Source organism: Pantoea sp. B566, assembly GCF_024793925.1.
Lineage (GTDB): Bacteria > Pseudomonadota > Gammaproteobacteria > Enterobacterales > Enterobacteriaceae > Pantoea > Pantoea ananatis.
Genome location: NZ_JANUQL010000003.1, coordinates 2,146,371 through 2,173,210, shown reverse-complemented (window position 1 = coordinate 2,173,210; position 26,840 = coordinate 2,146,371). Strand labels below are relative to the sequence as shown.

Annotated in this window: 24 protein-coding genes, 1 tRNA gene, 1 pseudogene and 1 riboswitch; of the genes and pseudogenes, 16 read left to right on the top strand and 10 right to left on the bottom strand. The window is 53.4% G+C overall.

The genetic code is table 11. The annotated features are described in order from the left end of the window. Positions 1-25: 25 nt before the first annotated feature. The 6 genes from NYE92_RS11780 (at position 26) to NYE92_RS11755 (ending at position 4,500) form a co-directional block, all read left to right on the top strand. The gene (locus NYE92_RS11780; protein ID WP_013027270.1) at positions 26-322 is read left to right on the top strand and encodes a phage tail assembly protein; all 297 of its coding nucleotides are present in this window, start codon (positions 26-28) and stop codon (positions 320-322) included. Positions 323-354: 32 nt separating this feature from the next. Further along, entirely contained in the window at positions 355-477 is a 123-nt protein-coding gene (locus NYE92_RS11775) for a GpE family phage tail protein (protein ID WP_013027268.1), read from the top strand. Next, on the top strand, positions 470-2,536 hold the full coding sequence (locus tag NYE92_RS11770) for a phage tail tape measure protein (protein ID WP_014604969.1): 2,067 nt from the start codon (positions 470-472) through the stop codon (positions 2,534-2,536). The genes NYE92_RS11775 and NYE92_RS11770 overlap by 8 nt, the downstream gene beginning before the upstream one ends. Before the next feature lie 6 nt (positions 2,537-2,542). Further along, complete coding sequence (locus NYE92_RS11765; protein ID WP_014604970.1) at positions 2,543-3,046, top strand: phage tail protein; 504 nt, start codon at positions 2,543-2,545, stop codon at positions 3,044-3,046. 1 nt (position 3,047) lies between these two features. Further along, entirely contained in the window at positions 3,048-4,205 is a 1,158-nt protein-coding gene (locus tag NYE92_RS11760) for a contractile injection system protein, VgrG/Pvc8 family (RefSeq protein WP_029569172.1), read from the top strand. A 73-nt stretch (positions 4,206-4,278) separates the two neighbouring features. Next, positions 4,279-4,500 carry an ogr/Delta-like zinc finger family protein gene (locus NYE92_RS11755; protein WP_014604972.1) on the top strand — a complete coding sequence of 74 codons (222 nt, stop codon included), beginning with the start codon at positions 4,279-4,281 and terminating at the stop codon, positions 4,498-4,500. A 377-nt stretch (positions 4,501-4,877) separates the two neighbouring features. Here the strand turns inward: NYE92_RS11755 and NYE92_RS11750 are convergent, their stop codons facing one another. Beyond that, positions 4,878-5,408: a hypothetical protein gene (locus NYE92_RS11750; protein ID WP_029569170.1), complete on the bottom strand. Its 531-nt coding sequence runs from the start codon at positions 5,406-5,408 to the stop codon at positions 4,878-4,880. A gap of 138 nt (positions 5,409-5,546) precedes the next feature. On the opposite strand from NYE92_RS11750, the gene NYE92_RS11745 reads away from it, so the two are divergent. Further along, a complete protein-coding gene (locus tag NYE92_RS11745) occupies positions 5,547-5,738 on the top strand; it encodes a toxin-antitoxin system HicB family antitoxin (protein ID WP_029569169.1) in 192 nt (63 codons plus the stop codon). Between the two features lie 713 nt (positions 5,739-6,451). Continuing rightward, positions 6,452-7,648 carry a hypothetical protein gene (locus NYE92_RS11740; protein ID WP_029569168.1) on the top strand — a complete coding sequence of 399 codons (1,197 nt, stop codon included), beginning with the start codon at positions 6,452-6,454 and terminating at the stop codon, positions 7,646-7,648. Here NYE92_RS11740 and NYE92_RS11735 read toward each other — a convergent pair. Both NYE92_RS11735 and NYE92_RS11730 read right to left on the bottom strand, forming a co-directional pair. Next, positions 7,649-8,557, bottom strand: a pseudogene (locus NYE92_RS11735) (tyrosine-type recombinase/integrase). Positions 8,558-8,651: 94 nt separating this feature from the next. Further along, positions 8,652-8,727 (bottom strand) — tRNA-Ile (locus tag NYE92_RS11730). 299 nt (positions 8,728-9,026) lie between these two features. Here NYE92_RS11730 and mug point away from each other — a divergent pair. Beyond that, a complete protein-coding gene (gene mug, locus NYE92_RS11725; protein ID WP_029569167.1) occupies positions 9,027-9,542 on the top strand; it encodes a G/U mismatch-specific DNA glycosylase in 516 nt (171 codons plus the stop codon). A gap of 72 nt (positions 9,543-9,614) precedes the next feature. On the opposite strand, the gene rpoD is transcribed toward mug, so the two are convergent. The 3 genes from rpoD to rpsU all read right to left on the bottom strand — a co-directional run bounded on the left by rpoD (position 9,615) and on the right by rpsU (position 13,975). Then, entirely contained in the window at positions 9,615-11,459 is a 1,845-nt protein-coding gene (gene rpoD / locus NYE92_RS11720; RefSeq protein ID WP_013027259.1) for an RNA polymerase sigma factor RpoD, read from the bottom strand. Between the two features lie 438 nt (positions 11,460-11,897). Continuing rightward, positions 11,898-13,643 carry a DNA primase gene (gene dnaG / locus NYE92_RS11715; RefSeq protein ID WP_014605022.1) on the bottom strand — a complete coding sequence of 582 codons (1,746 nt, stop codon included), beginning with the start codon at positions 13,641-13,643 and terminating at the stop codon, positions 11,898-11,900. A 116-nt stretch (positions 13,644-13,759) separates the two neighbouring features. Further along, on the bottom strand, positions 13,760-13,975 hold the full coding sequence (gene rpsU, locus NYE92_RS11710; protein WP_001144069.1) for a 30S ribosomal protein S21: 216 nt from the start codon (positions 13,973-13,975) through the stop codon (positions 13,760-13,762). 278 nt (positions 13,976-14,253) lie between these two features. Between rpsU and tsaD the strand changes: the two genes are divergently transcribed. Next, a complete protein-coding gene (gene tsaD / locus NYE92_RS11705; protein ID WP_014605023.1) occupies positions 14,254-15,267 on the top strand; it encodes a tRNA (adenosine(37)-N6)-threonylcarbamoyltransferase complex transferase subunit TsaD in 1,014 nt (337 codons plus the stop codon). Between the two features lie 35 nt (positions 15,268-15,302). Here the strand turns inward: tsaD and plsY are convergent, their stop codons facing one another. Then, positions 15,303-15,902, bottom strand: coding sequence for a glycerol-3-phosphate 1-O-acyltransferase PlsY (gene plsY, locus NYE92_RS11700; protein ID WP_013027256.1), 600 nt, complete (start codon positions 15,900-15,902; stop codon positions 15,303-15,305). A 108-nt stretch (positions 15,903-16,010) separates the two neighbouring features. Here plsY and folB point away from each other — a divergent pair, with 108 nt between their 5' ends. After that, complete coding sequence (folB, locus tag NYE92_RS11695; RefSeq protein ID WP_013027255.1) at positions 16,011-16,370, top strand: bifunctional dihydroneopterin aldolase/7,8-dihydroneopterin epimerase; 360 nt, start codon at positions 16,011-16,013, stop codon at positions 16,368-16,370. A 194-nt stretch (positions 16,371-16,564) separates the two neighbouring features. Further along, positions 16,565-17,383: an undecaprenyl-diphosphate phosphatase gene (gene bacA / locus NYE92_RS11690; protein ID WP_014594643.1), complete on the top strand. Its 819-nt coding sequence runs from the start codon at positions 16,565-16,567 to the stop codon at positions 17,381-17,383. Positions 17,384-17,417: 34 nt separating this feature from the next. On the opposite strand, the gene NYE92_RS11685 is transcribed toward bacA, so the two are convergent. Then, entirely contained in the window at positions 17,418-18,635 is a 1,218-nt protein-coding gene (locus NYE92_RS11685) for a multifunctional CCA addition/repair protein (RefSeq protein WP_014605024.1), read from the bottom strand. A 156-nt stretch (positions 18,636-18,791) separates the two neighbouring features. Further along, entirely contained in the window at positions 18,792-19,412 is a 621-nt protein-coding gene (locus tag NYE92_RS11680) for a TIGR04211 family SH3 domain-containing protein (RefSeq protein ID WP_014605025.1), read from the bottom strand. Between the two features lie 266 nt (positions 19,413-19,678). Here NYE92_RS11680 and NYE92_RS11675 point away from each other — a divergent pair, with 266 nt between their 5' ends. The 3 genes from NYE92_RS11675 to hldE all read left to right on the top strand — a co-directional run bounded on the left by NYE92_RS11675 (position 19,679) and on the right by hldE (position 25,366). Beyond that, on the top strand, positions 19,679-20,989 hold the full coding sequence (locus tag NYE92_RS11675; RefSeq protein WP_210450174.1) for an inorganic triphosphatase: 1,311 nt from the start codon (positions 19,679-19,681) through the stop codon (positions 20,987-20,989). 29 nt (positions 20,990-21,018) lie between these two features. Next, the gene (glnE, locus tag NYE92_RS11670; protein WP_210450175.1) at positions 21,019-23,871 is read left to right on the top strand and encodes a bifunctional [glutamate--ammonia ligase]-adenylyl-L-tyrosine phosphorylase/[glutamate--ammonia-ligase] adenylyltransferase; all 2,853 of its coding nucleotides are present in this window, start codon (positions 21,019-21,021) and stop codon (positions 23,869-23,871) included. Between the two features lie 70 nt (positions 23,872-23,941). Continuing rightward, positions 23,942-25,366, top strand: coding sequence for a bifunctional D-glycero-beta-D-manno-heptose-7-phosphate kinase/D-glycero-beta-D-manno-heptose 1-phosphate adenylyltransferase HldE (gene hldE / locus NYE92_RS11665; protein WP_029570671.1), 1,425 nt, complete (start codon positions 23,942-23,944; stop codon positions 25,364-25,366). A gap of 36 nt (positions 25,367-25,402) precedes the next feature. On the opposite strand, the gene ubiK is transcribed toward hldE, so the two are convergent. After that, positions 25,403-25,735, bottom strand: a complete 333-nt coding sequence (gene ubiK / locus NYE92_RS11660; protein ID WP_013027248.1) for a ubiquinone biosynthesis accessory factor UbiK — start codon at positions 25,733-25,735, stop codon at positions 25,403-25,405. A gap of 171 nt (positions 25,736-25,906) precedes the next feature. After that, a riboswitch (FMN riboswitch) is annotated at positions 25,907-26,055 on the top strand. A gap of 112 nt (positions 26,056-26,167) precedes the next feature. Here ubiK and ribB point away from each other — a divergent pair. After that, positions 26,168-26,824 (top strand): 3,4-dihydroxy-2-butanone-4-phosphate synthase, encoded by a 657-nt coding sequence (ribB, locus tag NYE92_RS11655; RefSeq protein WP_013027247.1) that lies wholly within the window; start codon positions 26,168-26,170, stop codon positions 26,822-26,824. Positions 26,825-26,840 lie beyond the last annotated feature (16 nt).

Genomic DNA, 26,840 nt, shown 5'->3' with positions numbered 1-26,840 from the left:
CCCTCTTGATTGGGATGGAGAAAAAATGGAACAGCTTGATAAGCCAGAACTGAAAGAAAACCTGGTGGTGCTGGAAAGCCCGATTTCACGTGGCGATGTGGTGATCGCTCAGGTTGAGCTGGTGAAACCGACCGCCGGCGCGCTGCGCGGTGTGCGGCTGGCTGATCTGGCCTCGTCCGATGTGGATGCCCTGTTGATGGTGCTGCCCCGCATCACCATGCCATCGCTGACCAAAGCAGAGTGCAACGCACTGGACCCAGTTGACCTGATTGCCCTGGGCGGCAAGGTGATTGGTTTTTTGTCAGCGAAATCGGCCGCGTAAGCTGGCCCCGCGATCTGACGGTCAATGACCTGATGGCCGATATTGCCAGCGTTTTTCACTGGCCACCCTCAGAAATGTATCCCATGTCGCTGGAAGAGTTACTCGACTGGCGGCATAGAGTGATGATCCGCAGTGGAGTAACCTCAGATGAGTAACACGCTCAAGCTGCAAGTGCTGCTGGAAGCGGTTGATCGGGCTACGCGCCCGTTCAATGCCGTACGTAAAGAAACCGAAAAGCTGTCTGCGGATATCCAGGAAACGCAGGATCGCCTGGACGAGCTCAACGCCAAATCCGCGCAGATTGAAGGGTTCCGTGAAACCCGCAAAGAACTGACGCTGACCCAACAAAATCTTAAAAATACCCGGGCAGAAGCAGCGGCACTTGCCATTCAACTTAAAAACACCCAAAACCCTACCGCGGAACAAACCCAGGCGCTGGATAAGCTGCGTCAGTCGGCTAACGCGCTGCAGCAAAAAAACCTTCAACTGCGTCAGTCAGTGCAGGATCAGCGCCAGTCCCTGAACGAGGCGGGAATTTCCACGCGCCGGTTGAGCAGCGAGCGCCAGAAGCTGAATCAACAAACAGAGCGCACGACATCCACCCTCAATGCGCAGGGTGAGTCCATGAATCTGCTAAATCAGCGCCAGGACAAGCTCAACCGCACCCGTGAACGTTACCGTGCGGGCATGGCGCTGGCAGATAACGTACAAAGCGCCAGTTCGAAGGCCAAAGACTTTGTCGAGAAGGGCCGCAAAGTTATCGATTACCTGTCACCCAGTGACGCGAAAGACGGCAAGGGACGCGTTGACGGGCAGGGCGCGGGCAATATCACAGAACTCAATAAGGCGATGGCCAGTGTCGGCCCGGTGGCAAAACAGGCGGGACTGAGTGTTGGCCAGACTGCGGCCATGATGGGCGTGCTGGCGGAAAACGGTATAACGGGCAGCCAGGCAGGCGCCGGCGCCAGTGCGATGTTAACGCACGTTCAGGCGCCTGATGCCAGCGCAGATAGCGCGCTTAAAGCGTTGAATGTGCAAACCGCTGACGACCAGGGCAACAGTCAGCCCATTTTCGCGGTGCTCAGCCAGGTGCAGGCGGCGTTTGAGAAAAACAAGCTCGACGCTGCCCAGCAGGCCACTTATCTGCAGGCCATCTTTGGTGAACAGGGCGCCGCACCTGCCGCAGCATTGATGAAGGGCGCGGCCAGTGGCCGGCTGGATCAGCTGTCTCAGTCGCCCGCAGCCCAGCCGCCTGCAGCAGATGCCTCTGTGGATACTAACCTGCAAGCTATCAGTCAGGACGGCTTATCCGTTCAGTCCGTTCTGACCGGCGTCATGAATATCAATCCTCAACTTTCTGACAGCCTGCTGACGCTGGCGGCCGGTGGGCTGACCTTGGTGGATTCCCTGGCCAGCGTCGGGAACATTGCCTGGCCGGTCATTAGCGGGCTGAGCACCATTATGGCGGGCGTGGAGCTGCTGGGCGGTGCATTTGCCATCATCGGCGGCGCCATTACGGCCACGCTGGGAGCGATCACGCTGCCGGTGGTGGTGCTTGGTGCCGCTATCGCGGCGGGGGCCATGCTGGTTTATCAGTACTGGGAACCGATTAGCGCCTTTATCAGCGGCATCGCTCAGGGCTTCAGTGCGGCGATGGGGCCGATAAGCGACGCGTTCGCGCCGCTGAAGCCGGTATTTGAGTGGTTCAGCAATAAAGTGTCCGAGCTGGGGGCCTGGTTCTCAAAGCTGCTGGAACCCGTGAAGTTTTCTCAGCAGGAACTGGCCTCGGCAGGTGAGATGGGACAGCGCTTCGGCAATATGCTGGCGACAGCACTCAAATTACCCGGTGAAGCCCTGAATCAGCTGCGAGGCGGCATTGACTGGGTGCTGGGCAAGCTTGGCATCATCGATGAGAAATCTGACAAGGTGAAAGACAAGCTGCCTCCGCCCAAAATGCGTGAGCAGGATGAAGAGGATGAGGATAACGCGGATGCCCGTCCGGCCGCATCGCGCGCCAGCCTGAACAGCACGCTCAATCAGCCTTTGCCCTCGGTTAACAATTCAAACGTGGATAACCGTCAGCACACGGTCACCAACAATATCTATGCGACAGGTGAGCCTCAGGCGATTGGACAGGCCGTTGCGCAGTATTCCACTGCATCGCCATGGCCCACGTCTGACCATAGCTATAACTCCATGTTTAGTCTGGATTAATTAACCATGATGATGATATTAGGCATGATGCCGTTTGTACGGCAAACCCTTCCCTTCGACAATTTACAGCATGACATTACCTATCGCTGGGCAAAAAACAGCCGCGTGGGGCGTCGTGAGTCGACCCAGTTTTTGGGCGGCGGCGACGATAAAATCAAGCTGTCTGGCGAGCTCCGGCCTGAAATCACCGGCGGCAATGTCACGCTGCTGGCGCTGAAGGCCATGGCCGATGAAGGGCTGGCGTGGCCGCTGATTGGCGGCAATGGCATTATTTACGGCATGTTTGTTGTGACGGATTTCTCGGCCACGCATACGGAGTTCTACAGCGACGGCAGCGCGCGCAAGATAGGCTTTACCCTCAACCTGATGCGGGTAGACGATTCACTAACCAGTATGTTCGGGGACTTAAAAAGGCAGGCGGAAGAACTGCAAAACCGGGCCAGCGACGCAGCGCAACGGGTCGGCTCTGTCATCAACAGCGCCACTTCTGCGCTGAATGGAGGGCGCTGAGATGAGCGATATCGTCCCGATTCCGGTGCCCCTGCGCGTTGCGCCTACGCCGGACTTTACTATCAAAATTGAGACGAAGGATAAAACGGAAGATATTCGCCCACGGCTGATTTCTCTGAAGTTGACGGACAACCGCGGCCTGGAGGTCGATCAGCTGGACCTGGTGCTCGACGACAGTGACGGCCAGTTGGTCATGCCGCCCTTTGGCGCAAAAGTGGTCTTAGAGATAGGCTGGAAGGGGCAGCCGCTTGCAGATAAGGGCTCCTACATCATTGATCAGGTCACCTACCAAGGCGCGCCGGACACGATAACGGTTGTCGCCCGAAGCGCCGATTTTAGCGGCTCGCTCGATGTTAAAATCACTGATTCATATCCAGACATGACGGTTGGCGAGGTTGTGGACAAAATCGCGAAACGTAACGGACTTACCTCCGACGTGCGGCCGGAGATAGCCAAAAAAAAGATTAAGCATATCGATCAGACGCAGGAAACGGACGGCACGTTCATTACCCGGCTGGCTATGCTGGTTGGCGCGGTGGCGGCAATAAAAGATAAGACGCTACTGTTCTTTCCCCCCGGGCAGGGCGTGACCGTGAGCGGAAAGCCGATTCCACTCCTGAATCTGAACCGACAGGATGGCGATAAGTATGAGTACAAATTGTTTAAGCGCGACGATTACAGTGGCGTTGAAGCAAAATGGTACGATCAGAAAAAGGCGCAGCAGAAAGGGATAACCGTCAACACGATACCGCCAGCAACACCGGCGGTGAACCCTGTCCATCCGGCGGCCAAAAATATCCCCACAATCGGGCAACAAGACCCGGGAAAAACCTATGTTTTTGGCAGCAATAAGAAGCTGTATGTACTGAATACGCACTTCAGTAGCCAGGAGGAAGCAGAGGAGGCGGCTAAAGCGAAGTGGCAGGATCTGCAACGTAACCGGGCTACGTTGAAGATCCTACTGGCACTGGGCGCTGCAAAGCTGATTCCTGAAACGCCGGTCAAAGCCCAGGGCTTTAAATCGGTCATCGATAATCAAAAATGGCTGATTACCAATATCGTGCATACCATCGATAAAAGTGGATTTACCACCTTGTTGAACCTGGAGCTGATGGTTGAAAACGTGGATTACGTCTTAGTGGAAAAACAGGTTGGTTAGATTAAGTCTAATTTAAGTTGCTTTTTGTTTAGTCTTTGGCTAATATTGTTGTATGCCAGAGAGGAGAACCACCATGATGCATTGCCCAAAATGTCAGACCGCCGCCCATACGAAAAGCAGTCGCTACGTTTCGAAAGAGACGAAGGAACGTTATCACCAGTGCCAGAACATTAACTGCAGTTGTACCTTTAAAACCCTGGAGAGCGTGTCCGGGATTATCGTCGAACCGGCGCAGATCAATACGGTGCCGATGATGGCAAAAGGCAGCAATAATCCGTCACCGCAGCTGCTGTAAGCCCAACCCGCGAAAGCGGGTTTTTTTATGGCTGCGGCCTGGATGGGATCGCTGGGAGATGAGGCTGAAGGCCAGCGCGCCGTTGACGTTTAAGGGGGCGACAGCGCCCTCTGGGAGTTCTGTTAATAACTGTACGGCGGGTAGGGCGCGGACCCTTGGGGACAGTGGCAATAACTGTACGGGAATGAAAAGATTCCAGGAGTGTCAGCACGACAAAATATATGTCCAGTGAATGGAGATGAATCGTGGCGGTATTTTCGGCAGAAGAAAACTCAGGGCTATAAAGCATTTTGGCACTGAGAGTGAGTCAACAGTGAGATTTTAAATTTTGCATGCGAATTCCCTTCTTCCCTGCGGAAGAAGGGAAGGGTCCAAAATCAGTGAACGATATGTGTAAATTTGCTCTCTATCATCACCAGCCCCGACTCTGTTCGCAAAAAGCGCGGCGCGGTTAAGTCATCAGCCATGATGTTAACCATCTGGAATAACAAGCCCGTGATATGTTTTTGCAAGTCTGCCGGGGCCTGCTGATTCAGCAATACTAACGTTAACGCGCTGCAATATTGCCGCATCTCTTCCGAGTCTATCAAATCCTTGGTGCGACAGGCTTTGTCATCACCTTTCTCCAGCGTGAGGCGCTCAATCAGGTGTTCTGGCAGTGGCTGGTCCAACAGAACCCTCAGGACTTCCAGTGCAGCAAGCAGGCGACCGCATAGCGCCATGCGAGCTGCGAGCTCGTTACATTCCACCAGGGCATCGACATAGCGCACGCACGTATCCAGCACCTGAAAGAGATCGTGCGTGGTGCCGAGCGGCGTTTTCAAGAGGTTTGAGATCGCAGATCCGATAACTGGCTGAATGTCCAAGATTTGATGATGGGCAGTTGTGTTACTATCGGTGTTAGCCATAGCGTTGTTTCCTAAAGAGTGAACGTTGTGGTTAAACGCTCCGGTATGTGTTGCATCACTGCCGGGGCGTTGCTCTCATAAAAGTCCTCATGTTAGTGTGGTCTTTTAAAGGATTAAAATGAGGGAATAGGTCAATACATGTCAATCATAATGCGTGAAAAAAAACCAAAAGGTCGAGGCAAGTCCCCACAATTTCAAATGCGCATTGATCCCGCCTTGAAAAAACAGCTCGATGCGGTTGCAACTGAAGAAGGAATTAGTTTAGCAAACTGGTTGAAGAATCTGGCTAGGGAGGCGTTAAAGGCAAGGGGAATTGAGCCGAAGGGATAAATTTGTGGGTGAAATGTTGAGTTAATTATATGTGTGGTAAATGGAAAAAGCTAAATTTCGCTATTGTGAATTTTTTAATGTGGCCATTACAACTTTGATAAAATAGCTGAGGCTTTGATGGAGTTTGAGTAAATGAAGCTTTTATTGTATGGTTAATGCAATCTTTTTTCTATCTTATACCGATTATAGCCAGTGCTGTTGGCGCTTATTTTATTGTGTTATTTGTTCCATTTTACCCAATGGGGTTTGTCTTTGCCTGGGTCGGTATCGTTGCTTGTTTTTATATAAGATATAGTAAGTGGGTTTAATTTTAAATGCAGGACTTATATCTACCATTTTTAAATGGCTCGCAGTAATATCGTATTTTGCTGCAACCTGTTTATCGATGTAAGCGAAAAAAATTGAATGTTACCTCAGCAAGTCATTTTGAAATTTTGGCTAACCTTACAAGCTTCATTTTCGTTAGACTTAAGGAAGCGAACAAGCGATTATGAGTCCCATTTTGAAGTGAGTTAAATCAGTAAGTTACTGATTTTTATCTTTTCTTTAGACCGAATAGCGACAGAAAGCGTTGAATAGCGTTGCGCTCTGCTGCCACTTTGCTGCCACTGTTTGTAGGGAAGCTGTAATCAGCATTTTACAATACTCATGAAATCATGCTAAAGATTAAAGCTAATTGAATTAAACTATTAAACATTCTTTGGAGGGACCCAATGAGTCAAATGCAAGGTATCATTGAAAGCAATTTGTTGATTAAAGTTAAGTTTTATAATTTACCGCATAGATTAAAGCTTTTAAATAAAGCAAATTACCCTAAAAAAGTAACAGATGAAATTAGACGCGTTATCAAAAATGGATGTAACATAAAAGGTGCGGACTTTGTTTTATACACTCTTTTTTATAACAAAGGGTATGGGATAACGCAGGCTGAGTTTGCTACAAAAGTTAAATCAATGGAAGATTTGTTATCATTACATATTGTTGTTTCAAATTCAACTATTCAGAAAAGATACAGAAGGGCACTTCCTCGTGGGGTGACTGATAATATAGGTGAATCTATTGGAATGTTAATTATTTCTCATTTCTATGGGATAACAAATGCTGACTGGGATGTTATACCAGAATCCAATAGGAATAAGACACTTGATTTCAGCTTAGCAATATCAGCTTCTGGGTTAGTACAGCTTGAGACGAAAGGAACGTCAGCAATTAAATTGGCAATATCAAAACCATATAATGATATATGCAAGAAAAAAAACGTAAAATCTGTAATAAATGGTAATTACAACTACGGGACTATCGCTACTATAGATCAAAATGAAGTGTGTTGTTATTTAGTCGACCCACCTGGTAATGATGATGAATTTGACGTTGTCTTTTTAAGGGTTTTTAGTAGGCTTCAATATTATCTTCGTATTTTAAATATAATTGCACCAGAGTCAGAATTGATTGAGGTTATTGATAAAAGACTTTCACAGCTTTTAAATGAAAGCTTTGACTATACGGAAGATATAAAATTAAAACCAAATTCAAGAGGTTCTTTTAATTATGATTCTGGTAATAGACCAACGTATTTTTTTAATGCCTATTATGATGGAGACACAAAAGGAGGATATGGTGGTAGATGTTTTTTTGTTGACTCAACAAGTTTGCTTTTTGTTGGTGTAACTAATGATTTATTAGTTGAAATTGTCAATCAAGATTTTGAATACATTTCGAGAGATATTAATTCTGAAGGCGAAAATGTAGAGGTTAGAATGAGTGTGCCTATTAACGCTCTTCATCGCAAAGATGAAAGTGGGGTTACTATAATTTCAGATGATCGTTTTTATAATGCGCATCAAAATCTAAACGTTGAGGGAACTCTCAATTTCAAGAACGGACTAGTTATAGGTGTTCTTGACTACTGATTATAATTCTGCGGATTGCAAGGGGTTATACCTTAGTGCTTCAGATAAGTGATCCGGCGCAAAATGTGCATACCGCATCGTTACCTTTATATCTGTATGTCCTAGTATTCGCTGAAGCACCAGAATATTGCCACCATTCATCATAAAGTGTGACGCAAAGGTGTGACGAAGCACGTGCGTCAACTGTCCTGGTGGCGTTTCGATGCCGGCCCGTTGTATCGCTTTCCTGAAAGCAGAATAACAGGGCGTGAACAGGGGCTGCGCTTTGCGGCTAAGAGGTAGTTCTGCCAGTAGTTTATCTGTTATCGGCACCGCTCGATTTTTCTTGCCTTTAGTTTTTACAAATATGATCTGGCCGGCACGAATTTGGTTCCCCTTTAAGCCTTCTGCCTCACTCCATCGTGCTCCAGTTGCCAGGCAGATTTTCACAATGGTTGTCAGGTCTTTGGATCGGCTCTTCTCACATTCGGTAAGGAGAGTTCTAATTTCCTCAATGGTGAGATATGCCATCTCTGATTCACTGATCTTAAACTCGCGTACATTCTCAAGCGGATTAGGCGCGGTCCATTCATCTAACCGACGCAACTCGTTAAACATTGCTCTGAAATACGCCAGCTCTAAATTTACTGTGCGAGGTGTAACTATCTTTACTCGGTTGGAGCGAGTAATTTTGCCGCTTAATCGCTGCTCACGATAAGACGCAAAAATTTTTGCGTTAAACTCGGTTGCGAGTGGGTTTCCCATTGCCTCGCAGGCAAAAGCCATTATGGTTTGCTGCTTATCTGCCTTCTCTCCCAGCCAGGGCTTGTCCTAAGCCTGCTATTTTGCGAACTTTTCAAAGGACTATGCTTAGCCCTTCATCGCAAACTCGCGGCGAATCATTTTGCCGTCTCGGCCGTTTGAGAAGATCTATATCTGGTATTTTACGACCAATGACGAATTCTGAAAACAAAAAAGCCACCCTTTTAAGGTGGCTTAACTGCATGATTTTCATCACTAAATCTGGTGGCCCCTGCTGGGTTTGAACCAGCGACCAAGCGATTATGAGTCGCCTGCTCTAACCACTGAGCTAAGGGGCCAATGGAGCGGGGATTATAAAGTATCTGTCCAGGGCAATCCAGCGTTGTTCGGCTGGTTGCTGAAATAAGCAGCAATGTTTTACTTGCTGATAACTATGATAAAACAGACGAAAATCTCTGGCTGATGGGCGGCGGTGCAACTGACGCTGTTATCCTTAAATGTCTTTCCCCGCTTAACAATAAAAAAAACCCACTCAGGCCAGGACGTTAACCGGCAAATGCGCTTTAATCAGTGGCAAGATTATGACGAATAAGGATGCGTGAGCGGCTGTAAGGCGCAGCGCAAAGCCAGGAGCCCCATGAGCGAACACAACATCACCGATATCATTGCAACGGATCTGAACGTGCTGTTTTGCGGTATCAATCCCGGTCAGTCGACGGCGCACACCGGCTACCATTTTGCCCATCCCGGCAACCGCTTCTGGAAGGTGATTCATCTGGCAGGGTTTACCGAGCAGCAGTTGAAGCCGGAAGAGGAGCAGCGCTTACTGGAGACCGGCTGCGGTATCACGATGCTGGTCGAGCGTCCGACCATCCAGGCGAATGAACTGGGTGGTGATGAGCTACGCGATGGCGGTCAGCGGCTGATGGATAAGGTGATACGTTACCAACCTGCTGCGCTGGCTATCCTGGGTAAGGATGCCTTTAAACGCGCGTTTCGGCAGAGCAAGGTGGAGTGGGGCGAGCAGCCGATTTATATGGGGAAAACCCAGGTCTGGGTGCTGCCGAATCCGAGTGGGTTAAATCGTGCGTCGCTGGAAGAGATGGTGGCGCTATATCGTCAGATGTACGATGCGCTACAGCTGCGGCCTTAATGCTGGCGGTTTGCGGGAAAAGGGCAGGGCGGCAGATATAAAAAACCCCGGCGAACCGGGGTTTTAACTGACTTAGTCGTCGAGGAAGCTACGCAGCACTTCCGAGCGGCTCGGATGGCGCAGTTTACGCAGGGCTTTCGCTTCAATCTGACGGATACGCTCACGAGTAACGTCAAACTGTTTGCCCACTTCTTCTAACGTGTGGTCGGTGTTCATATCGATACCGAAACGCATGCGCAGCACTTTGGCTTCACGGGCGGTCAGGCCAGCCAGCACGTCATGGGTGGCAGAACGCAGGCTCTCAGAGGTGGCAGAGTCCAGCGGCAGCTCCAGCGTGGTGTCTTCGATAAAATCACCCAGATGTGAATCTTCATCATCACCAATCGGTGTCTCCATAGAGATAGGCTCTTTGGCAATCTTCAGCACCTTGCGGATCTTATCTTCAGGCATCAGCATGCGCTCAGCCAGTTCTTCTGGCGTCGGCTCGCGGCCCATCTCCTGAAGCATCTGGCGCGAGATACGGTTGAGTTTGTTGATCGTCTCAATCATGTGCACCGGAATACGGATGGTACGCGCCTGGTCAGCGATAGAACGGGTAATCGCCTGACGAATCCACCATGTGGCATAAGTTGAGAACTTATAGCCGCGACGGTATTCGAACTTATCAACCGCTTTCATCAGGCCGATGTTACCTTCCTGAATCAGATCCAGGAACTGCAGACCACGGTTGGTGTATTTCTTCGCGATGGAAATGACCAGACGCAGGTTAGCTTCAACCATCTCTTTCTTCGCGCGGCGGGCTTTCGCTTCACCGATCGACATACGACGGTTGATGTCTTTCACCTGCTCGATGGTCAGGCCGGTTTCTTCTTCAATCTGGGCCAGTTTCTGCAGAGAACGCATCACGTCATCCTGCACGTCCAGCAGTTTTTCAGACCACGGCTTGTTCATGGCCAGTGCGGCTTTGAACCAGCTCTCGTTAGTCTCGTTACCGGTGAACAGCGTAATGAAGTTTTTCTTCGGCATTTTGCACACTTCAATACACAGCTTCATGATCAAACGTTCCTGAGTACGGACACGCTCCATCATTTCACGCATGTTGTTCACGAGGTAGTCGAACTGCTTCGGTACCAGGCGGAACTGCTTAAAGACGTCAGACAGGTTCTGGATCTCGGCAACCGAGGCAGCATGGCTGCGTCCTTTGCTTTTGATCACGTCACGCGTGGTTTCGTACTGCGTGCGCAGGTCAGAGAACTTCTCGCGCGCCAGTTCTGGATCGATAGAGTTATCGTCGTCAGAGCTGTCGTCATCGCTCTCTTCGTCGTCATCTTCGTCGTCGTTACGATCGGCTTCAGACAGCTCAGAACCCACGTGAGTGGCGGTCGGTGCCAGGTCTTCTTCAGCGTTAGGATCAACAAAGCCAGTGATTAAATCTGACAGGCGCGACTCGCCTGCTTCAACGCGATCGTACTGATCCAGCAGGTAGGTAATGGCTTCCGGGTATTCAGCAACGGAACACTGAACCTGGTTAATACCGTCTTCGATACGCTTCGCGATGTCGATTTCGCCTTCGCGGGTCAGCAGTTCAACGGTACCCATTTCACGCATGTACATGCGAACCGGGTCAGTGGTGCGGCCAATTTCAGATTCAACGCTGGATAATACCTGAGCGGCAGCTTCCGCGGCATCTTCGTCAGTATCGGAGCTGTTTTCATTCAGCATCAGATCGTCGGCGTCCGGGGCTTCTTCAACCACCTGGATGCCCATGTCGTTAATCATCTGGATGATGTCTTCGATCTGATCGGAGTCGACGATATCTTCCGGCAGATGGTCATTGACCTCAGCATAGGTCAGATAGCCTTGCTCCTTACCACGGGTGACAAGAAGCTTGAGCTGTGACTGCGGGTTTTGCTCCATAAGACGGTATCCACACTTCTGTTAATTAGATTGGTGTTGGTCGGCAGCGTGCCAACAATAACAGTGAAGGCATTTATTCTCGCCGCTGCCTTCGTCGCGGCCTGGGCTTTGCCCATCAGTAATCGGCACTTAAGCCGCAAATTTTATGTCGGGCCTGGCTTACTCGCCATTTTTGCCGCTGCCAAGTGCTCGTCATCCTCACGTACATCAGTACGCTCCGGTGACTGCGCGCTTTCAGCGACAAAACTTGCTTCGACGCCGACGGCCCGAAAGCGGAAGCTGGCTTACTCGCCATTTTTGCCGCTGCCAAGTGCTCGTCATCCTCACGTACATCAGTACGCGCCGGTGACTGCGCGCCAACAGAAACAAAACGTGCTTCGCCCCTCAATTTTTCAGCATGCCGCTTCGCTTAGGGAAAGCCGCAGGCCGGATAATGCGTTACTTTTTCGCGAAGGCCTGGCTCAGCGCCCAAAGCTCGCGTCGCTCGTCGGTACTGAGCCCGTGCGTACGTTCACGCGCAATCAGGAACTCCAGTCGCTCTTCCAACGCCGAGTCATAAACGCTGGCAAGGGAGTCCTGAAATACCTCCTCGCTTTCCTCATCCACTATCATGTGGTTCCAGACGGCCAGTGTTTCAAGCGTCTGGCTAAAATTTGTTCCGCGATATAACTCTAGTAGCTGACCGGTGGTCAATCCAGGATTCTCATTACAGCGCGTCACTAATTCAATAAATAACGGTAAACCGGCAATTTTCGACTCGGCAAGCCCGTCCAGTGACGGCACCAGGGTTGCCAGCTGCGGATTCTGAATCAGCAGCGCCACTAAAACGCGCATCGTGGTGCGTTTAAGCGGTGGGGCGACCGGTGCGCTTCCGCCCGGGGCCTGCTTTGGCATCAGCTTTTCAAGCTGAGAGTCATCCAGAATACCTAACTTGTTACCCAGCGCCTGGCGCATATAGATACGCAGTGTTTCACCGGGAATCTGTGTGATCAGCGGCAACGCCAACGTACTTAAACGTGCTTTACCGTCGCGAGAGCTCAAATCTACCTGAGGTAGCAGGCTGTCGAACAGAAACGAAGAGAGCGGCATCGCCTGCTCCATCCTCGCCTCAAATGCGGCTTTACCCTCCTGGCGAACCAGCGTATCCGGGTCTTCGCCGTCGGGTAGAAACATAAAGCGTAGTTGACGACCGTCATTCATGTAAGGCAATGCGGTTTCCAGTGCACGCCATGCTGCCTCACGCCCGGCCCGATCGCCGTCATAACAGCAGATCACGTTGTCCGTGCTGCGAAACAGCAGCTGAATATGTTCAGCCGTGGTTGATGTCCCCAGTGACGCAACCGCGTAATCCACGCCGAATTGCGCCAGGGCAACCACATCCATATAGCCTTCTACTACTAACAGGCGCTTAGGTTCAGGATGATTTTTTAACGCTTCATACAGGCCATAGAGCTGACGGCCTTTATGAAAAACCGGCGTTTCCGGTGAGTTCAAATACTTAGGCGTATCATTACCCAGAACGCGGCCACCAAAACCGATGACGCGGCCTCGCTTATCGCGAATCGGGAACATCACGCGCTCGCGAAAGCGGTCATAAACCCGGCCTTTGTCGTTACTGACCAGCATCCCCGCTTCCATCAACGATTCACGATCTTCAGGCTGCTTGCCGAAGCGTTTCAGGACGTTGTCCCAACCGGCGGGCGCATAGCCAATCGAAAAATGGTTGATGATGTCGGCGCTCAGACCACGATGTTCAAGATAATCGCGTGCTGACTGGGCGCTGGACTGCTGCAAACTCTGCTGATAAAAACCGTTCAGGTTCTCCATCAGCTGGTACAGGCTCTGGCGCTGATGGCGTTCCATCTGGCTTGGCCCATTGCCCGCTTCGTAAGGTACGTCTAAACCATGGGAAGTGGCTAACTCTTCAATACTTTCAACAAACTCAAGACGATCATAGTTCATCAGAAAGTCGATTGCGTTACCGTGAGCGCCGCAACCAAAGCAGTGATAAAACTGCTTTTCGCCATTTACGGTAAAAGAGGGCGTTTTCTCATTATGGAAAGGACAACACGCATGATAATTTTTTCCCTGCTTTTTCAGCTTAACGCGGGCATCGATTAACTCCACGATGTCCGTGCGGGCAAGTAAGTCATTGATAAATACGCGTGGAATACGTCCTGCCATAAGCCCCGTTTTTTCAGCTCATAAACGACAACAAGCCGCGCTTCCTTTCGGAAAGCACGGCCTTTTACTTGACTCGGTCTGCGTTTATCACGCTGTGGAGGCGAACCTCCGGGAAATTAGTACAGACGAGTGCGGCGTGCGTTTTCGCGAGCCAGTTTTTTGGCATGACGCTTAACTGCAGATGCTTTAGCGCGCTTACGTTCGGTCGTTGGTTTTTCATAGAACTCACGACGACGAACTTCAGCCAGAACGCCTGCTTTCTCGCAGGAACGCTTAAAGCGACGCAGTGCTACGTCGAACGGCTCGTTTTCACGTACTTTAATTACCGGCATGTAACTCTCACCTCAATAAAATTCGGTTTTGCTGCTGACTGCGGCGCCAGCACATTTCAAAATGGTGCAGCATTTTACTCCAACTCGCGTCGGCTTGTAAAGCACCATGGATAATTTAGAACCAACAGGAGCGTTTGCCTGTGCGGCTGCCGGTTTTTTCCAGGGGCGGGAGTATAGCGCACTCTTTAGGCAGCAGAAAATGACTTTTTGCGTGGATTGCATCCTCTTTTCGTGCAAGGGCTATGCTAAACTGCGCGCCGCAAGAATGAGGTGAAGCAATGCGAATTCTGGGTATTGAAACATCGTGCGATGAAACCGGCATCGCAATCTATGATGACGAGGCTGGCCTGGTGGCTAACCAACTGTACAGCCAGGTAAAACTGCATGCCGATTACGGCGGCGTGGTGCCGGAACTGGCATCACGCGATCACGTGCGCAAAACGGTGCCGCTGATCCAGGCGGCCCTGAAGCAGGCCAACCTGGCGCCGCAGCAAATTGATGCGGTCGCCTATACCGCCGGACCGGGCCTGGTGGGCGCGTTGCTGGTGGGCGCAACGGTTGGACGCGCGCTGGCCTTTGCGTGGAAGGTACCTGCGGTGCCGGTGCACCATATGGAAGGTCATCTGCTGGCACCGATGCTGGAAGAGAATCCGCCCGCGTTCCCGTTTGTCGCATTGCTGGTTTCAGGCGGTCATACGCAGTTAATCAGCGTCACCGGTATTGGCGAATACACACTGCTGGGCGAGTCGATTGACGATGCCGCAGGTGAAGCCTTCGATAAAACCGCCAAACTGCTGGGGCTGGATTATCCTGGCGGCCCGATGCTGTCGAAAATGGCGCAGCAGGGCACCGCCGGGCGGTTCACCTTCCCGCGCCCGATGACGGATCGTCCGGGGCTGGATTTTAGTTTCTCAGGCTTGAAAACCTTTGCCGCGAATACCATTCGTGGCAATGAAGATGACGCGCAAACCCGCGCCGATATCGCCCGGGCGTTTGAAGATGCGGTTGTCGATACGCTGGCGATTAAATGCAAACGCGCGCTGGATCATACGGGTTTTAAACGTCTGGTCATTGCGGGCGGCGTCAGTGCTAACCGCACCCTGCGTGAACAGATGGCCGTGATGATGCAAAAGCGGGGCGGTGAGGTGTTCTATGCCCGTCCTGAATTTTGTACCGATAACGGGGCCATGATTGCCTACGCGGGCATGGTGCGCCTTAAAGGCGGCACGCGGGGAGAACTGGGCGTGAGCGTCAGGCCGCGCTGGCCCTTGTCGGAACTGCCCGCCATCTGAGATCAAAAAAGCCGGTTAACCGGCTTTTTTTACGCTTACTTTTTCTTTTTTCGCTTCCAGATTTTGCTTTCCTGGCCGCGCCACAGGCGCTGAATGTTGTCATGATGACGCAGTAAAATCAGGCAGGAGAGCATGGAAACCGGAAACGTAAACTGTGGCTTAAACCACCAGACATAAAACGGCGCGATAAGCGCACTGACAATCGCGCCAAGCGATGAGTAGCCGCTCAGCAGCACGGTCAGCAGCCACGTTCCCGTCATGAGTCCGGTCAGATCCCAGCCAATGGGGGCGATTGCACCAAACGCCGTCGCCACGCCTTTCCCGCCACGAAAGCGAAAAAACACCGGATAAATATGGCCCAGACAGGCAGCAATGGCGGTTAAGCCCAGATAAAGTGGGGGCACATGAAACAGATAGGCCAGCCACACGGGCAGCATACCTTTCACAATATCGAACACCAGCACAGACGCAGCCGCCAGTTTGCCGCCGATACGCAGTACGTTGGTTGCGCCCGGGTTGCCTGAACCGTGGGTGCGGGGATCGGGTAAACCGGCGAGTTTGCAAACCAGAATCGCACTGGAAATTGAACCGCACAGATACGCGAAAATAATCATACCAAGCGCGAAAGCACTCATAACACCGTCCCGTTTCCTTTGGGGTCGTTTTGATCACGTCTACCATGGATAATACGCACAATCTGCCGGAAGTGGTATCCGGCGCGACCAAAAACAGAGAGCATCATCATGGATATCGTCTTTATAGAACAACTCACCGTCTTCACCACGATAGGGGTTTACGACTGGGAGCAGGGAATTCAGCAGAAGCTGGTGATCGATGTAGAAATGGCGTGGGATAACCGTCAGGCCGCCGCCAGCGACGATGTGAAAGACTGCCTGAGCTATGCCGATGTCTCAGAAGCGATTCTGTCGCATCTGACGGGACAGCGTTTTGCGTTGGTGGAGCGCGTAGCGGAAGAAATTGCGGATCTGTTGATGAACCGTTTCAATTCACCTGGCGTGCGCATCAGGGTAGCAAAACCGGGCGCGGTGGCTCAGGCAGCGCAGGTTGGCGTGCGAATTGAGCGCGGGACTATTCCTAAATAATTACGATGTGATTGCCATCACAATGAAACCAAACCAAATTACTGTTTGTCTCAGCACGTGCCGTTTCGTTACGACAGACTAAACGGCAGTTGAGCTTAAGGTTTTACTCAGACTTAAGCAGATAAGATTTAAGGCGATAGCGCAACAGCTAGCGCCTTTTTCATGATTTTAAAACGGACAGAGGGAATACATTGATGGCAGATCTTCATCAGCTGTGGGTAGCTGCAATCCTGGGCGTGGTAGAAGGGTTAACCGAGTTCTTACCGGTCTCTTCTACCGGGCACATGATTATAGTGGGGCACCTGCTGGGCTTTGAGGGCGACAAAGCAGAAACCTTTGAAGTGGTCATTCAGTTAGGTTCCATTCTTGCCGTCGTCGTGATGTTCTGGCGGCGTTTGTTTGGATTGATCGGCATTCACTTTGGTGAAGTTAAACATGAAGGTGTCGGGACAGGTCGGTTAACCCTGATCCATATCCTGTTGGGCATGATCCCTGCGGTGGTGGTTGGTCTGGCGCTGCACGATCAGATTAAAACGTTGTTTAATCCGATTAACGTCATGTATGCGCTGGTGGTCGGGGGCTTACTGCTGCTGGCAGCGGAATTCCTGAAACCGAAACAGCCAAAATCGCCAGGTATTGATGATATCACCTATCGTCAGGCGTTTATGATTGGCTGCTTCCAGTGTCTGGCGCTGTGGCCGGGCTTCTCGCGTTCGGGCGCCACCATTTCAGGCGGGATGCTGATGGGCGTGAGCCGCTATGCCGCATCCGAGTTCTCGTTTATCCTGGCCGTACCGATGATGATCGGGGCGACAGGGCTGGATATCTATAAAAGCCTCGGCTTCCTGACGATGGCCGACTTCCCGATGTTTGCGGTGGGCTTTATCACCGCATTCGTTGTCGCGTTGCTGGCCATCAAAGTGTTCCTGGAGCTGATCAAACGCATCTCTTTCGTGTCATTTGCCATCTACCGCTTTATCGTGGCGGGCGCGGTGTACATGATTTTCATGTAAGCCACAGGGTAACGCGGTCGGGCAACTGGCCGCGTTACGCTAAGCCCTGTTCGACAGCCTCAATACGACGTCGCGTGAGCTCTTCCCGCACCTCTATCCCTTTAAATCCCGCCTCCACGACCGCCTTAGATGGCACGGCCTGAGCCAGGGCAAACGCACGTCGCAGGTAGTTGCCCTGAGGATAAGGCATGTTGGCAAGGCCACCGCGTCCGCGGGCATCCGCTTCGCTGCACAGCGCCAGTTGGTTAACCCGCTCGGGTTTGCGCCAGGCGTCAAGGCGGTCAAATAAGCCAATCAACGCGTCGGCAGGGCGCTGCTCAATGGTATGCATCATGTCGTGAAACTCCGTGACCAGCAGCGCCAGATCACGGATCGCATTCGGCACGCGTAGCCGTTGACACAGCGCGGCGACCAGCGGAACGCCTGCCGGGCCATGTCCGTGATGGCTGGGCCATTTTTCCACCGGCGTTAAGGCTTTACCGACATCGTGAAACAGCGTCGCAAAGCGCACGTCAATCGCTTCCGACAGGCCAGCAGACAGGGTTAACGCCATCAGCGTGTGAACCCCGGTATCAATTTCCGGGTGCCATCGGGCGGGCGCCGGCACGCCGAACAGGTTATCGATTTCCGGAAACAGTCCCTGCAATGCGCCGCAGTCGCGCAGTACCTGGAAGTAAACCTGGGGATTATGGGAGGACAGGGCTTTTTCCGTCTCTTTCCAGACGCGTTCGGCCGTGAGATCGGCCAGCTCGCCGCTCTCTGCCATTTGTCGCATCAGCGCCTGCGTTTCGTCGGCAATACGAAAATTAAGGTGGGCGAAGCGCGCGGCAAAACGCGCGACGCGCAGGACGCGCAGGGGATCTTCACTAAAGGCATCGGAAACGTGGCGCAGCTGCCGGTCGGCAATATCCTGCTGTCCGTGGTAGGGATCGTAAAGCTCGCCTTGATCGTCGCGGGCAATGGCGTTAATCGTCAAATCGCGGCGCTGTAAATCCTGCTCCAGCGTGACGTCTGGCGCCGACCAGGTCGTGAACCCGGTGTAGCCTTTGCCGTTCTTCCGTTCGGTACGCGCCAGCGCATACTCTTCCCGGCTGTCGGGATGCAGAAACACGGGGAAGTCGCGGCCGACCTGCTGGTAGCCTTGTTCCAGCATGGCTTCCGGGGTCGCGCCTACCACAACCCAGTCTTTGTCTTTAACCGGCAACTTCAACAGCGCATCGCGCACTGCACCGCCAACAAGAAACGTCTTCACGCACAACTCCAGAGATAAATAAGTGATCTGCGCGTCTGTGGGCTTCCGGCACCTGAATCCAGACGGGCACAAACTCTATTGTTGCACAAATTCGACATATTGCAGACAGGCCAAGAGGGGCATCTTACGATCCCCTGATAGCGAGCGGTGGTAAAACTAGTTCATCCAGCGATCGTTTTTCTTACGGCGCGGCACCATGTGCGGTAACAGTAGCCCCAGCAGCAGGCCGACGCCTAGCACGCCGCCACCATACATAAACCACTGCATGATGATCGTACGCTGTTTGTCATCCAACTGAACGTTAGCGGCGCTGACTTTCTTCTGCGCCACGATCAGTTCGTTTTTCAGCTTCTGATTTTGCTCTTTTAAGCCGTTGATCACGCTGTCGCTGCTGGCCACTTTGTTCTGCATTTCGGCGGTGCGCTGATTCCAGCTGTTATCAATATTGGCTAACTTGGCGGTCAGGTCTTTAACCTGTTGTTCCAGCTGCGGTACCCGGGTGCGCAGGCTGGGATTTTCACTCAGCTGCGACAGGGGGATCCAGACGGTGCGGCCTTCGGCATCGCGTACCTGGCCATATTTGGTGGCATCATTGGTCTGCAGCAGCTGTACCTGTTCACCCGCATTCAGCTTGCCCAGCAGGCGAAACTGGTCGCCGGGACCGCTACGAACCCAGGTGGATAATTCGTCAGAAACGTAACGTTTTTCATCGGCGTGAGCAGGTGCAAGGGTGCTGAGGGCCAGCAAAGTGATTCCAGCGATTGTGATTTTTTTCATTAGATTTCGTTTTGCTTAAAAATTAAAGATAATTTACCGGCACAGTCTGTAGAGGCTTCGCGTAAATCTGAATGAGAACTATCCTGGTCTCATGACAGTGCGAAAAGGGTAGCGAAAGCACAAAGAAAGCAGAGACAGTCCGGCTTCTGTGCATTACTCTTCGCCTGAAAACCCTAACCTTCAGCTCAGTGGATGCAGCAGAAGATAACCTTAAACAGGCAGGGAATATATCCTTAAGTGCCAGCGGCGTTAGTGAATAAAAAAATATGACCATCGAAATCGAACTTAAGTTCATTACTAAACCCAATGCTGCCGGGAAACTGGCAGAACGGCTGGCGGCGTTTCCGCATCAGCACCAGGCTGCCCGTCAGCTGACCAATATCTATTTTGAAACCGACGATAATCAGTTACGTCGTTGGAATATGGGATTGCGCATTCGGGGCGTTGATCAACGCTACGAAATGACGCTGAAAACCGCCGGCAAAACGCTGGGTGGGCTACATCAGCGCGGTGAATACAACGTTGACCTCACTGAGCCAACGCTGGACATCAGCCGTCTGCCCGCAGACATCTGGCCGGAAGGAACGGATGTGGCAGCGCTACAGCAGCGTCTGCAGCCGCTGTTCAGTACCCATTTTGAACGAGAGATCTGGGTAGTCACGGCGGGCAGTAGTGAAATAGAAATTGCCTGCGATCGGGGCGACGTGACGGCGGGGGAGTTGAGCGAACCTCTGTCAGAGGTTGAGCTTGAGCTAAAAGGTGGCCAGCGCAGCGAGTTGCTGACCTTTGCTCAGCAGTTAGTGGCCGTGGGCGACCTGCGGATGGGCAGCCTGAGCAAGGCGGCGCGCGGCTATCAGTTAGCCAAAGGTAATCCCTCGCGTGAGGTAACCGCCTTTCCGCTGTTAAAAGCCGGGGCGAAAGCCACGGTGGAAGAGGGCATGGCAGCGGCCATGGCGGCAGGTCTTCACCACTGGCAATATCATGAAGAAGTGTGGCTGCGTGGCAATAAGCGCGCCAGAGAAGCGGTTCGTGAGGCGCTGGATGTTCTGCGTCAGGCGTTTGCGCTGTTTGGGGCGGTAGTCCCGCGCAAGGCCAGTAGCGAGCTGCGTCAGAAGCTGACCACGCTGGAAGAAACGCTGCTGAATGAAGATGTCGATGCCGACAGCTTCTGTTTTTCGGCTCTCTCGGTAGAAACCCAGTTAGCACTTACTCACTGGTTAGCCGAGGCGCACTGGCGGCAGTGGATTGATGAAAAGGGGCAAACTAAGCTCAACGGTTCCTTTAAACGCTTTGGCGATATCATGCTGGGCCGCATCAATGCCGATCTGAAAGAAACCTTCAGCACCGTCCATCAGGTGAATGAGTATCAGGACAAGGCCACGCGTCTGGATCGACAGCTGCTGGCGGTGCATTTGCTGGCGGGCGCTTACTCGCCGGATGCCGTTCACGACTGGCTGGCGCCGTGGCAGCAGCTGCAGCGCGCAATCAGGGAACAGCAGCACGCCAGCCTGGACTGGTTAACGGCGCAGGCGATGAAACAGTCACCCTTTTGGTTAACCAGCGGTTCGCCACGCTAAGTCATACAGCACGCTATCAGGGAGAGAACATGTTGCCATCCTTAACCACCGTATTGCGCACCCAAGCCGCGCGGGCAGTTGAACAGCTCGGTCTTGCGGATACCGCTCTCAGCGAGGCGCAGCTTGCCGGTCTGGCCTTCAGCGACTTTGTGCTGGATAACCTGCAGCAGAATCCGCACTGGTGGCAGGAGATTGCCGCACAGTCGCCCGAGGCCGACGAGTGGCAGCAGTATACGCAGTGGCTGGGCAGAGACATGGCGGCGGTGGACAGTGAAGCCAGCCTGATGCGCGTGCTGCGCCTGTTTCGCCGCCGCATGCTGGTTCGCATTGCCTGGATGCAGTGCTTGCAGCTTGCCACGACAGAGCAGACGCTGCAGCAGCTGAGCGTATTAGCCGAGGTGCTGATCGACGCCGCGCGCCACTGGGTTTATCAGGACTGCTGTCGCGAATTCGGCACGCCCTGCAATGCCGCGGGTGAACCACAGCCGCTGCTGATCCTCGGAATGGGCAAGCTGGGCGGCGGCGAGCTGAATTTCTCCTCCGATATCGATCTGATTTTTGCCTGGCCGGAAAACGGCACCACGCGCGGCGGTCGCCGCGAACTCGACAATGCGCAGTTTTTTACCCGCATGGGCCAGCGTCTGATCAAAGTACTCCATCAGCCCACGGCCGACGGCTTTGTTTACCGGGTCGATATGCGCCTGCGCCCGTTTGGCGACAGCGGGCCGCTGGTCATGAGCTTTGCCGCCCTGGAAGATTATTACCAGGAGCAGGGCCGCGACTGGGAGCGCTACGCCATGGTGAAGGCGCGGCTGATGGGCGATGAGCAGGATCGCTGGAGCCAGGAACTGCAGCAGATGCTGCGGCCCTTTGTTTATCGCCGCTACATCGATTTCAGCGTCATCCAGTCGTTACGCAATATGAAAGCGATGATCGCGCGTGAAGTGCGTCGCCGCGGGCTGAAAAACAACATCAAGCTGGGCGCGGGCGGGATTCGCGAAACAGAATTTATCGTGCAGGTTTTTCAGTTGATTCGTGGTGGACGTGAGCGCTCGCTTCAGCTCCGGGCCTTGATACCTACGCTGTCTGCTATTGAATCTCTGGCGTTACTGCCACCCGAGCAGGTTGCGGCATTGCGCGCGGCTTATCTGTTTCTGCGTCGGCTGGAAAACCTGTTGCAAAGTCTGGCGGACGAACAAACGCAAACGCTGCCGGAAGAGGCGTTACCCCGCGCCCGGCTGGCGTGGGCGATGGGCTGTGATGACTGGGCTGCGCTGAGCGCCCGGCTGGAAACGCATATGGCCGCCGTGCGTGCCATCTTCGATGAGTTAATCGGTGAGGATACGCCGGATGTGGGCGATCGCCCCGAACTGGCCGACTTTAACATGCTGTGGCACGACAGCCTGGAAGACACTGAGCTGGCCCCGCTGGTGCCACAACTGGATACCACGCAGTGTCATGCTCTCAATCAGGCGCTGGAAGCGTTTCGCCAGGATATCGGTCACCGCACTATCGGCCCGCGCGGCCGTCAGGCGCTGGATCAGCTGATGCCTCAACTGCTGAGTGAAGTCTGTTCACGCAGCGATGCCGCGGTGACCTTCAGCCGCCTGGCGCCGTTGCTGCTGAGCGTTCTGACCCGCAGTACCTACCTTGAGCTGCTCACCGAGTATCACGGCGCGTTGCGTCACCTGATTCGTCTTTGCGCAGCCTCACCGATGGTGGCCAGCCAGCTGGCACGTTATCCGCTGTTACTGGATGAGCTGCTTGATCCCGCCACGCTCTATCAGCCAACCGCTACGGATGCCTACCGGGATGAGCTGCGTCAGTACCTGATGCGCATTCCTGCGGATGATGAAGAGCAGCAGCTTGAAGCATTACGCCAGTTTAAACAGGCACAGTTATTACGCATCGCGGCGGCGGATATTGCGGGCACGTTGCCGGTGATGAAAGTGAGCGATCACTTAACCTGGCTGGCCGAGGCCATTATCGAATCGGTGGTGCAGCAGGCGTGGAATATGATGGTGCAGCGCTATGGCCCACCGTCACACCTTGTGCATGAACACGAGCGGGGCTTCACGGTATTGGGCTATGGCAAGCTGGGCGGATGGGAACTGGGCTACAGCTCCGATCTCGATCTGGTTTTCCTGCACGACTGCCCGATGGAAGCCGTCACGCAGGGCGAGCGCAGCATAGACGGACGGCAGTTTTACCTGCGGCTGGCGCAGCGCATCATGCATCTGTTCAGCACCCGTACGTCGTCCGGCATTTTGTACGAAGTGGATGCGCGACTGCGGCCTTCGGGCGCGGCTGGCATGCTGGTCAGTACTTTTGAAGCCTTCGACGACTATCAGCGCAACGAAGCCTGGACGTGGGAGCATCAGGCGCTGGTCCGCGCCCGCGTGGTGTTCGGTGAGCCCGATCTGAGCGCGCGTTTTAGCGCCATTCGCCGTGCGATCCTCTGTCTGCCGCGCGATGCGGCAGCGTTGCAAACGGAAGTCAGAGAGATGCGTGACAAAATGCGCGCGCACCTGAGCAACAAGCACAAGGGCCGCTGGGAGATCAAAACAGACGAAGGCGGCATTACGGATATTGAATTCATCGCCCAGTACCTGGTGCTGCGCTATGCGGCGGAGCAGCCCGACCTGACGCGCTGGTCAGACAATGTGCGGATTTTTGAACGGATGGCAATCCACCACAAAATGTCTGACGAGGAAGCGGCAGCGCTCACGCATGCTTATGTCACGCTGCGCGATGCGCTGCATCATCTGGCGCTTCAGGAGCAGCCCGGGCATGTTGAACCTGACGCCTTTGCGCAGGAAAAAGAGTCGGTGAACACCAGCTGGCAGCGATGGCTACAGTCACCACACTCTCTCACGGCGTGATGCTGATAGCACCTGTCGCAACTGTGTTATCATCCGCGCACTATTTTGAATGCAGTCTGGAGTGTCTGGAATGAAAGTTACTCTGCCCGCGTTCGGCCAGGCCTCGGTGCTGGTCGTTGGCGATGTCATGTTGGATCGTTACTGGTACGGCCCCACCAGCCGTATTTCGCCTGAAGCGCCGGTGCCGGTGGTCAAGGTGGAAACCGTTGAAGAACGCCCAGGCGGCGCCGCTAACGTGGCAATGAACATTGCTGCGCTGGGGGCGGGTTCCCGTCTGATCGGACTGACCGGAGAAGACGATGCGGCTCAGGTACTGAGTAAAACGCTGAAGGATGTTCGTGTTGACTGCGATTTTGTCACCTTAAAAAGCCATCCCACCATTACCAAACTGCGCGTCCTTTCTCGCAACCAACAGCTCATCCGTCTGGACTTCGAAGAGGGATTTGAGCAGGTGGACGCCGCCCCGATGCACGAAAAAATGCGCCAGTCACTGTCCCGTAGCGGTGCGGTGGTGCTGTCGGATTACGGCAAAGGCGCACTGGACAGCGTTCAGCAGATGATCGCGCTGGCACGCGAGGCGAATGTGCCGGTGCTGATCGATCCGAAAGGCACGGATTTTGCGCGCTACCGCGGGGCGACGCTGCTGACGCCCAACCTGTCTGAGTTCGAAGCCGTGGTGGGCAAATGCAAGACAGAGAATGAGATTGTGGAACGTGGCATGAAGCTGATCGCCGACTGCGACCTTTCCGCCCTGCTGGTCACGCGGTCTGAAAACGGCATGTCGCTGCTGCAGCCGGGTAAAGCGCCTCTGCATTTGCCGACCCAGGCGCAGGAAGTGTTTGATGTGACCGGCGCCGGGGATACCGTCATTGGCGTGCTGGCCGCTGCTTTAGCCGCAGGGGATTCGCTGGAAGAAGCCTGTTTTCTGGCTAACGCCGCTGCAGGCGTGGTGGTTGGGAAGTTGGGGACATCAACCGTCAGCATCGTGGAGCTGGAAAACGCCATTCGTGCGCGTCCAGAGCGCGGTTTTGGTATCATGACTGAATCCGAGCTGAAAGAGGCCGTCGCCATGGCGCGTCAGCGCGGCGAAAAAGTGGTGATGACCAACGGCGTCTTCGACATTCTGCATGCCGGCCATGTTTCCTATCTTGCCAACGCGCGCAAGCTGGGCGATCGCCTGATTGTCGCGGTAAACAGCGATGCGTCCACCAAACGCCTCAAAGGCGACAGCCGTCCGGTGAACCCGCAGGAAAACCGTATGATCGTGCTGGGTGCGCTGGAAGCGGTAGACTGGGTCGTGCTGTTTGAAGAAGACACGCCACAGCGCTTAATCGCCAGCGTATTGCCCGATCTGTTGGTAAAAGGCGGGGATTACAAACCGGAAGATATCGCGGGCTGCCAGGAAGTCTGGGCCAATGGCGGTGACGTGCGGGTGCTGAACTTTGAAGATGGCATCTCGACCACCAATATCATCAAAACCATTCGCGGCGACTGAGTCATGGCGGCGGGAGCCCGGGCTCCCGCCCGCCCTTTATTTAGCCGGTTTGTCAGCAGGATGTGCGGCTGGCACGATGGCCGGTGCCGGGCCAGGTGTGCTGGTGGCAGCGGGCGCGGCAGACGCTGAACTCTTGCTTTCCAGCTGAGCGAGACGCTGTTCCAGCGCCGCCAGTTTTTCACGCGTACGCAGTAAAACCTGAGTCTGGACATCAAACTCTTCACGGTTGACCAGATCCATGCGGGTCATTTGTGCCTGCAGCGTCTGCCGGATTTTCTTCTCGACATCATCGCCAAATTCACGAACTCCCTTCGGCAGCGCGTCATGAACCTGACGGGCCATTTGTTCAATTTTTTTCGTGTCGATCATGATGGTTTCCTGGTTACGGGTTGCTATGGCAGCATTGTACCAACGCTAGAGTCACTTAAGTGTAATGCCTGAATTGAAAAGGTTAAACCTGAAATCCTTAGCGCAAAAAATGCTAAAGCAATAATGGCTTTGTGGATTGCCGCCCCGAATAGGAAGCGTTATAGTTAAAACGCTTATTCTCAGGGCGGGGCGAAATTCCCCACCGGCGGTAAATCAGCCCAGGCTGACAGCCCGCGAGCGCTTCACTGTGATGGTGAAGGTCAGCAGATCCGGTGAAATTCCGGGGCCGACGGTTAAAGTCCGGATGGGAGAGGGTAACGACATCTGTCAGGCATTATGTCTGTTTTGCGTCATTGCTACGTCTATACACGGCGTCACTCCTAAGCTTGCCCTGATTCTGGTAACCCAATACATTTAAAAGGTTTTATTACCATGAATCAGACTCTACTTTCTGAATTTGGCACGCCGAAACAGCGTGTAGAACGTGCTATCGCCGCACTCCGTGAAGGACGCGGTGTGATGGTGCTCGACGATGAAGATCGTGAAAACGAAGGCGATATGATTTTCGCTGCCGAAACCATGACCGTCGAGCAGATGGCTCTCACCATTCGCCACGGCAGCGGTATCGTGTGTCTCTGCCTGACCGAAGAACGCCGCCAACAGCTGGCATTACCGATGATGGTGGAAAACAACACCAGCGCCTATGGCACAGGGTTTACCGTGACCATCGAAGCGGCGAAGGGCGTCACTACCGGCGTATCCGCGCAGGATCGCATCACTACCATTCGCACGGCGATTGCCGATAACGCCAAACCCGAAGATCTGAACCGTCCGGGCCACGTTTTTCCCCTGCGTGCCCACGATGGTGGTGTTCTGACCCGCGGCGGTCATACTGAAGCGACCATCGATCTGGTCACGCTGGCCGGCTTTAAACCTGCAGGCGTCCTGTGTGAACTGACCAACGACGACGGCTCTATGGCGCATGCGCCTGAAGTGATCCTGTTCGCTAAACAGCATGCGATGCCGGTCGTGACGATCGAAGATCTGGTTGCCTATCGTCGCGAGCACGAAACGCGTCAGGCCAGCTAACCGGCTTACTGTCAGG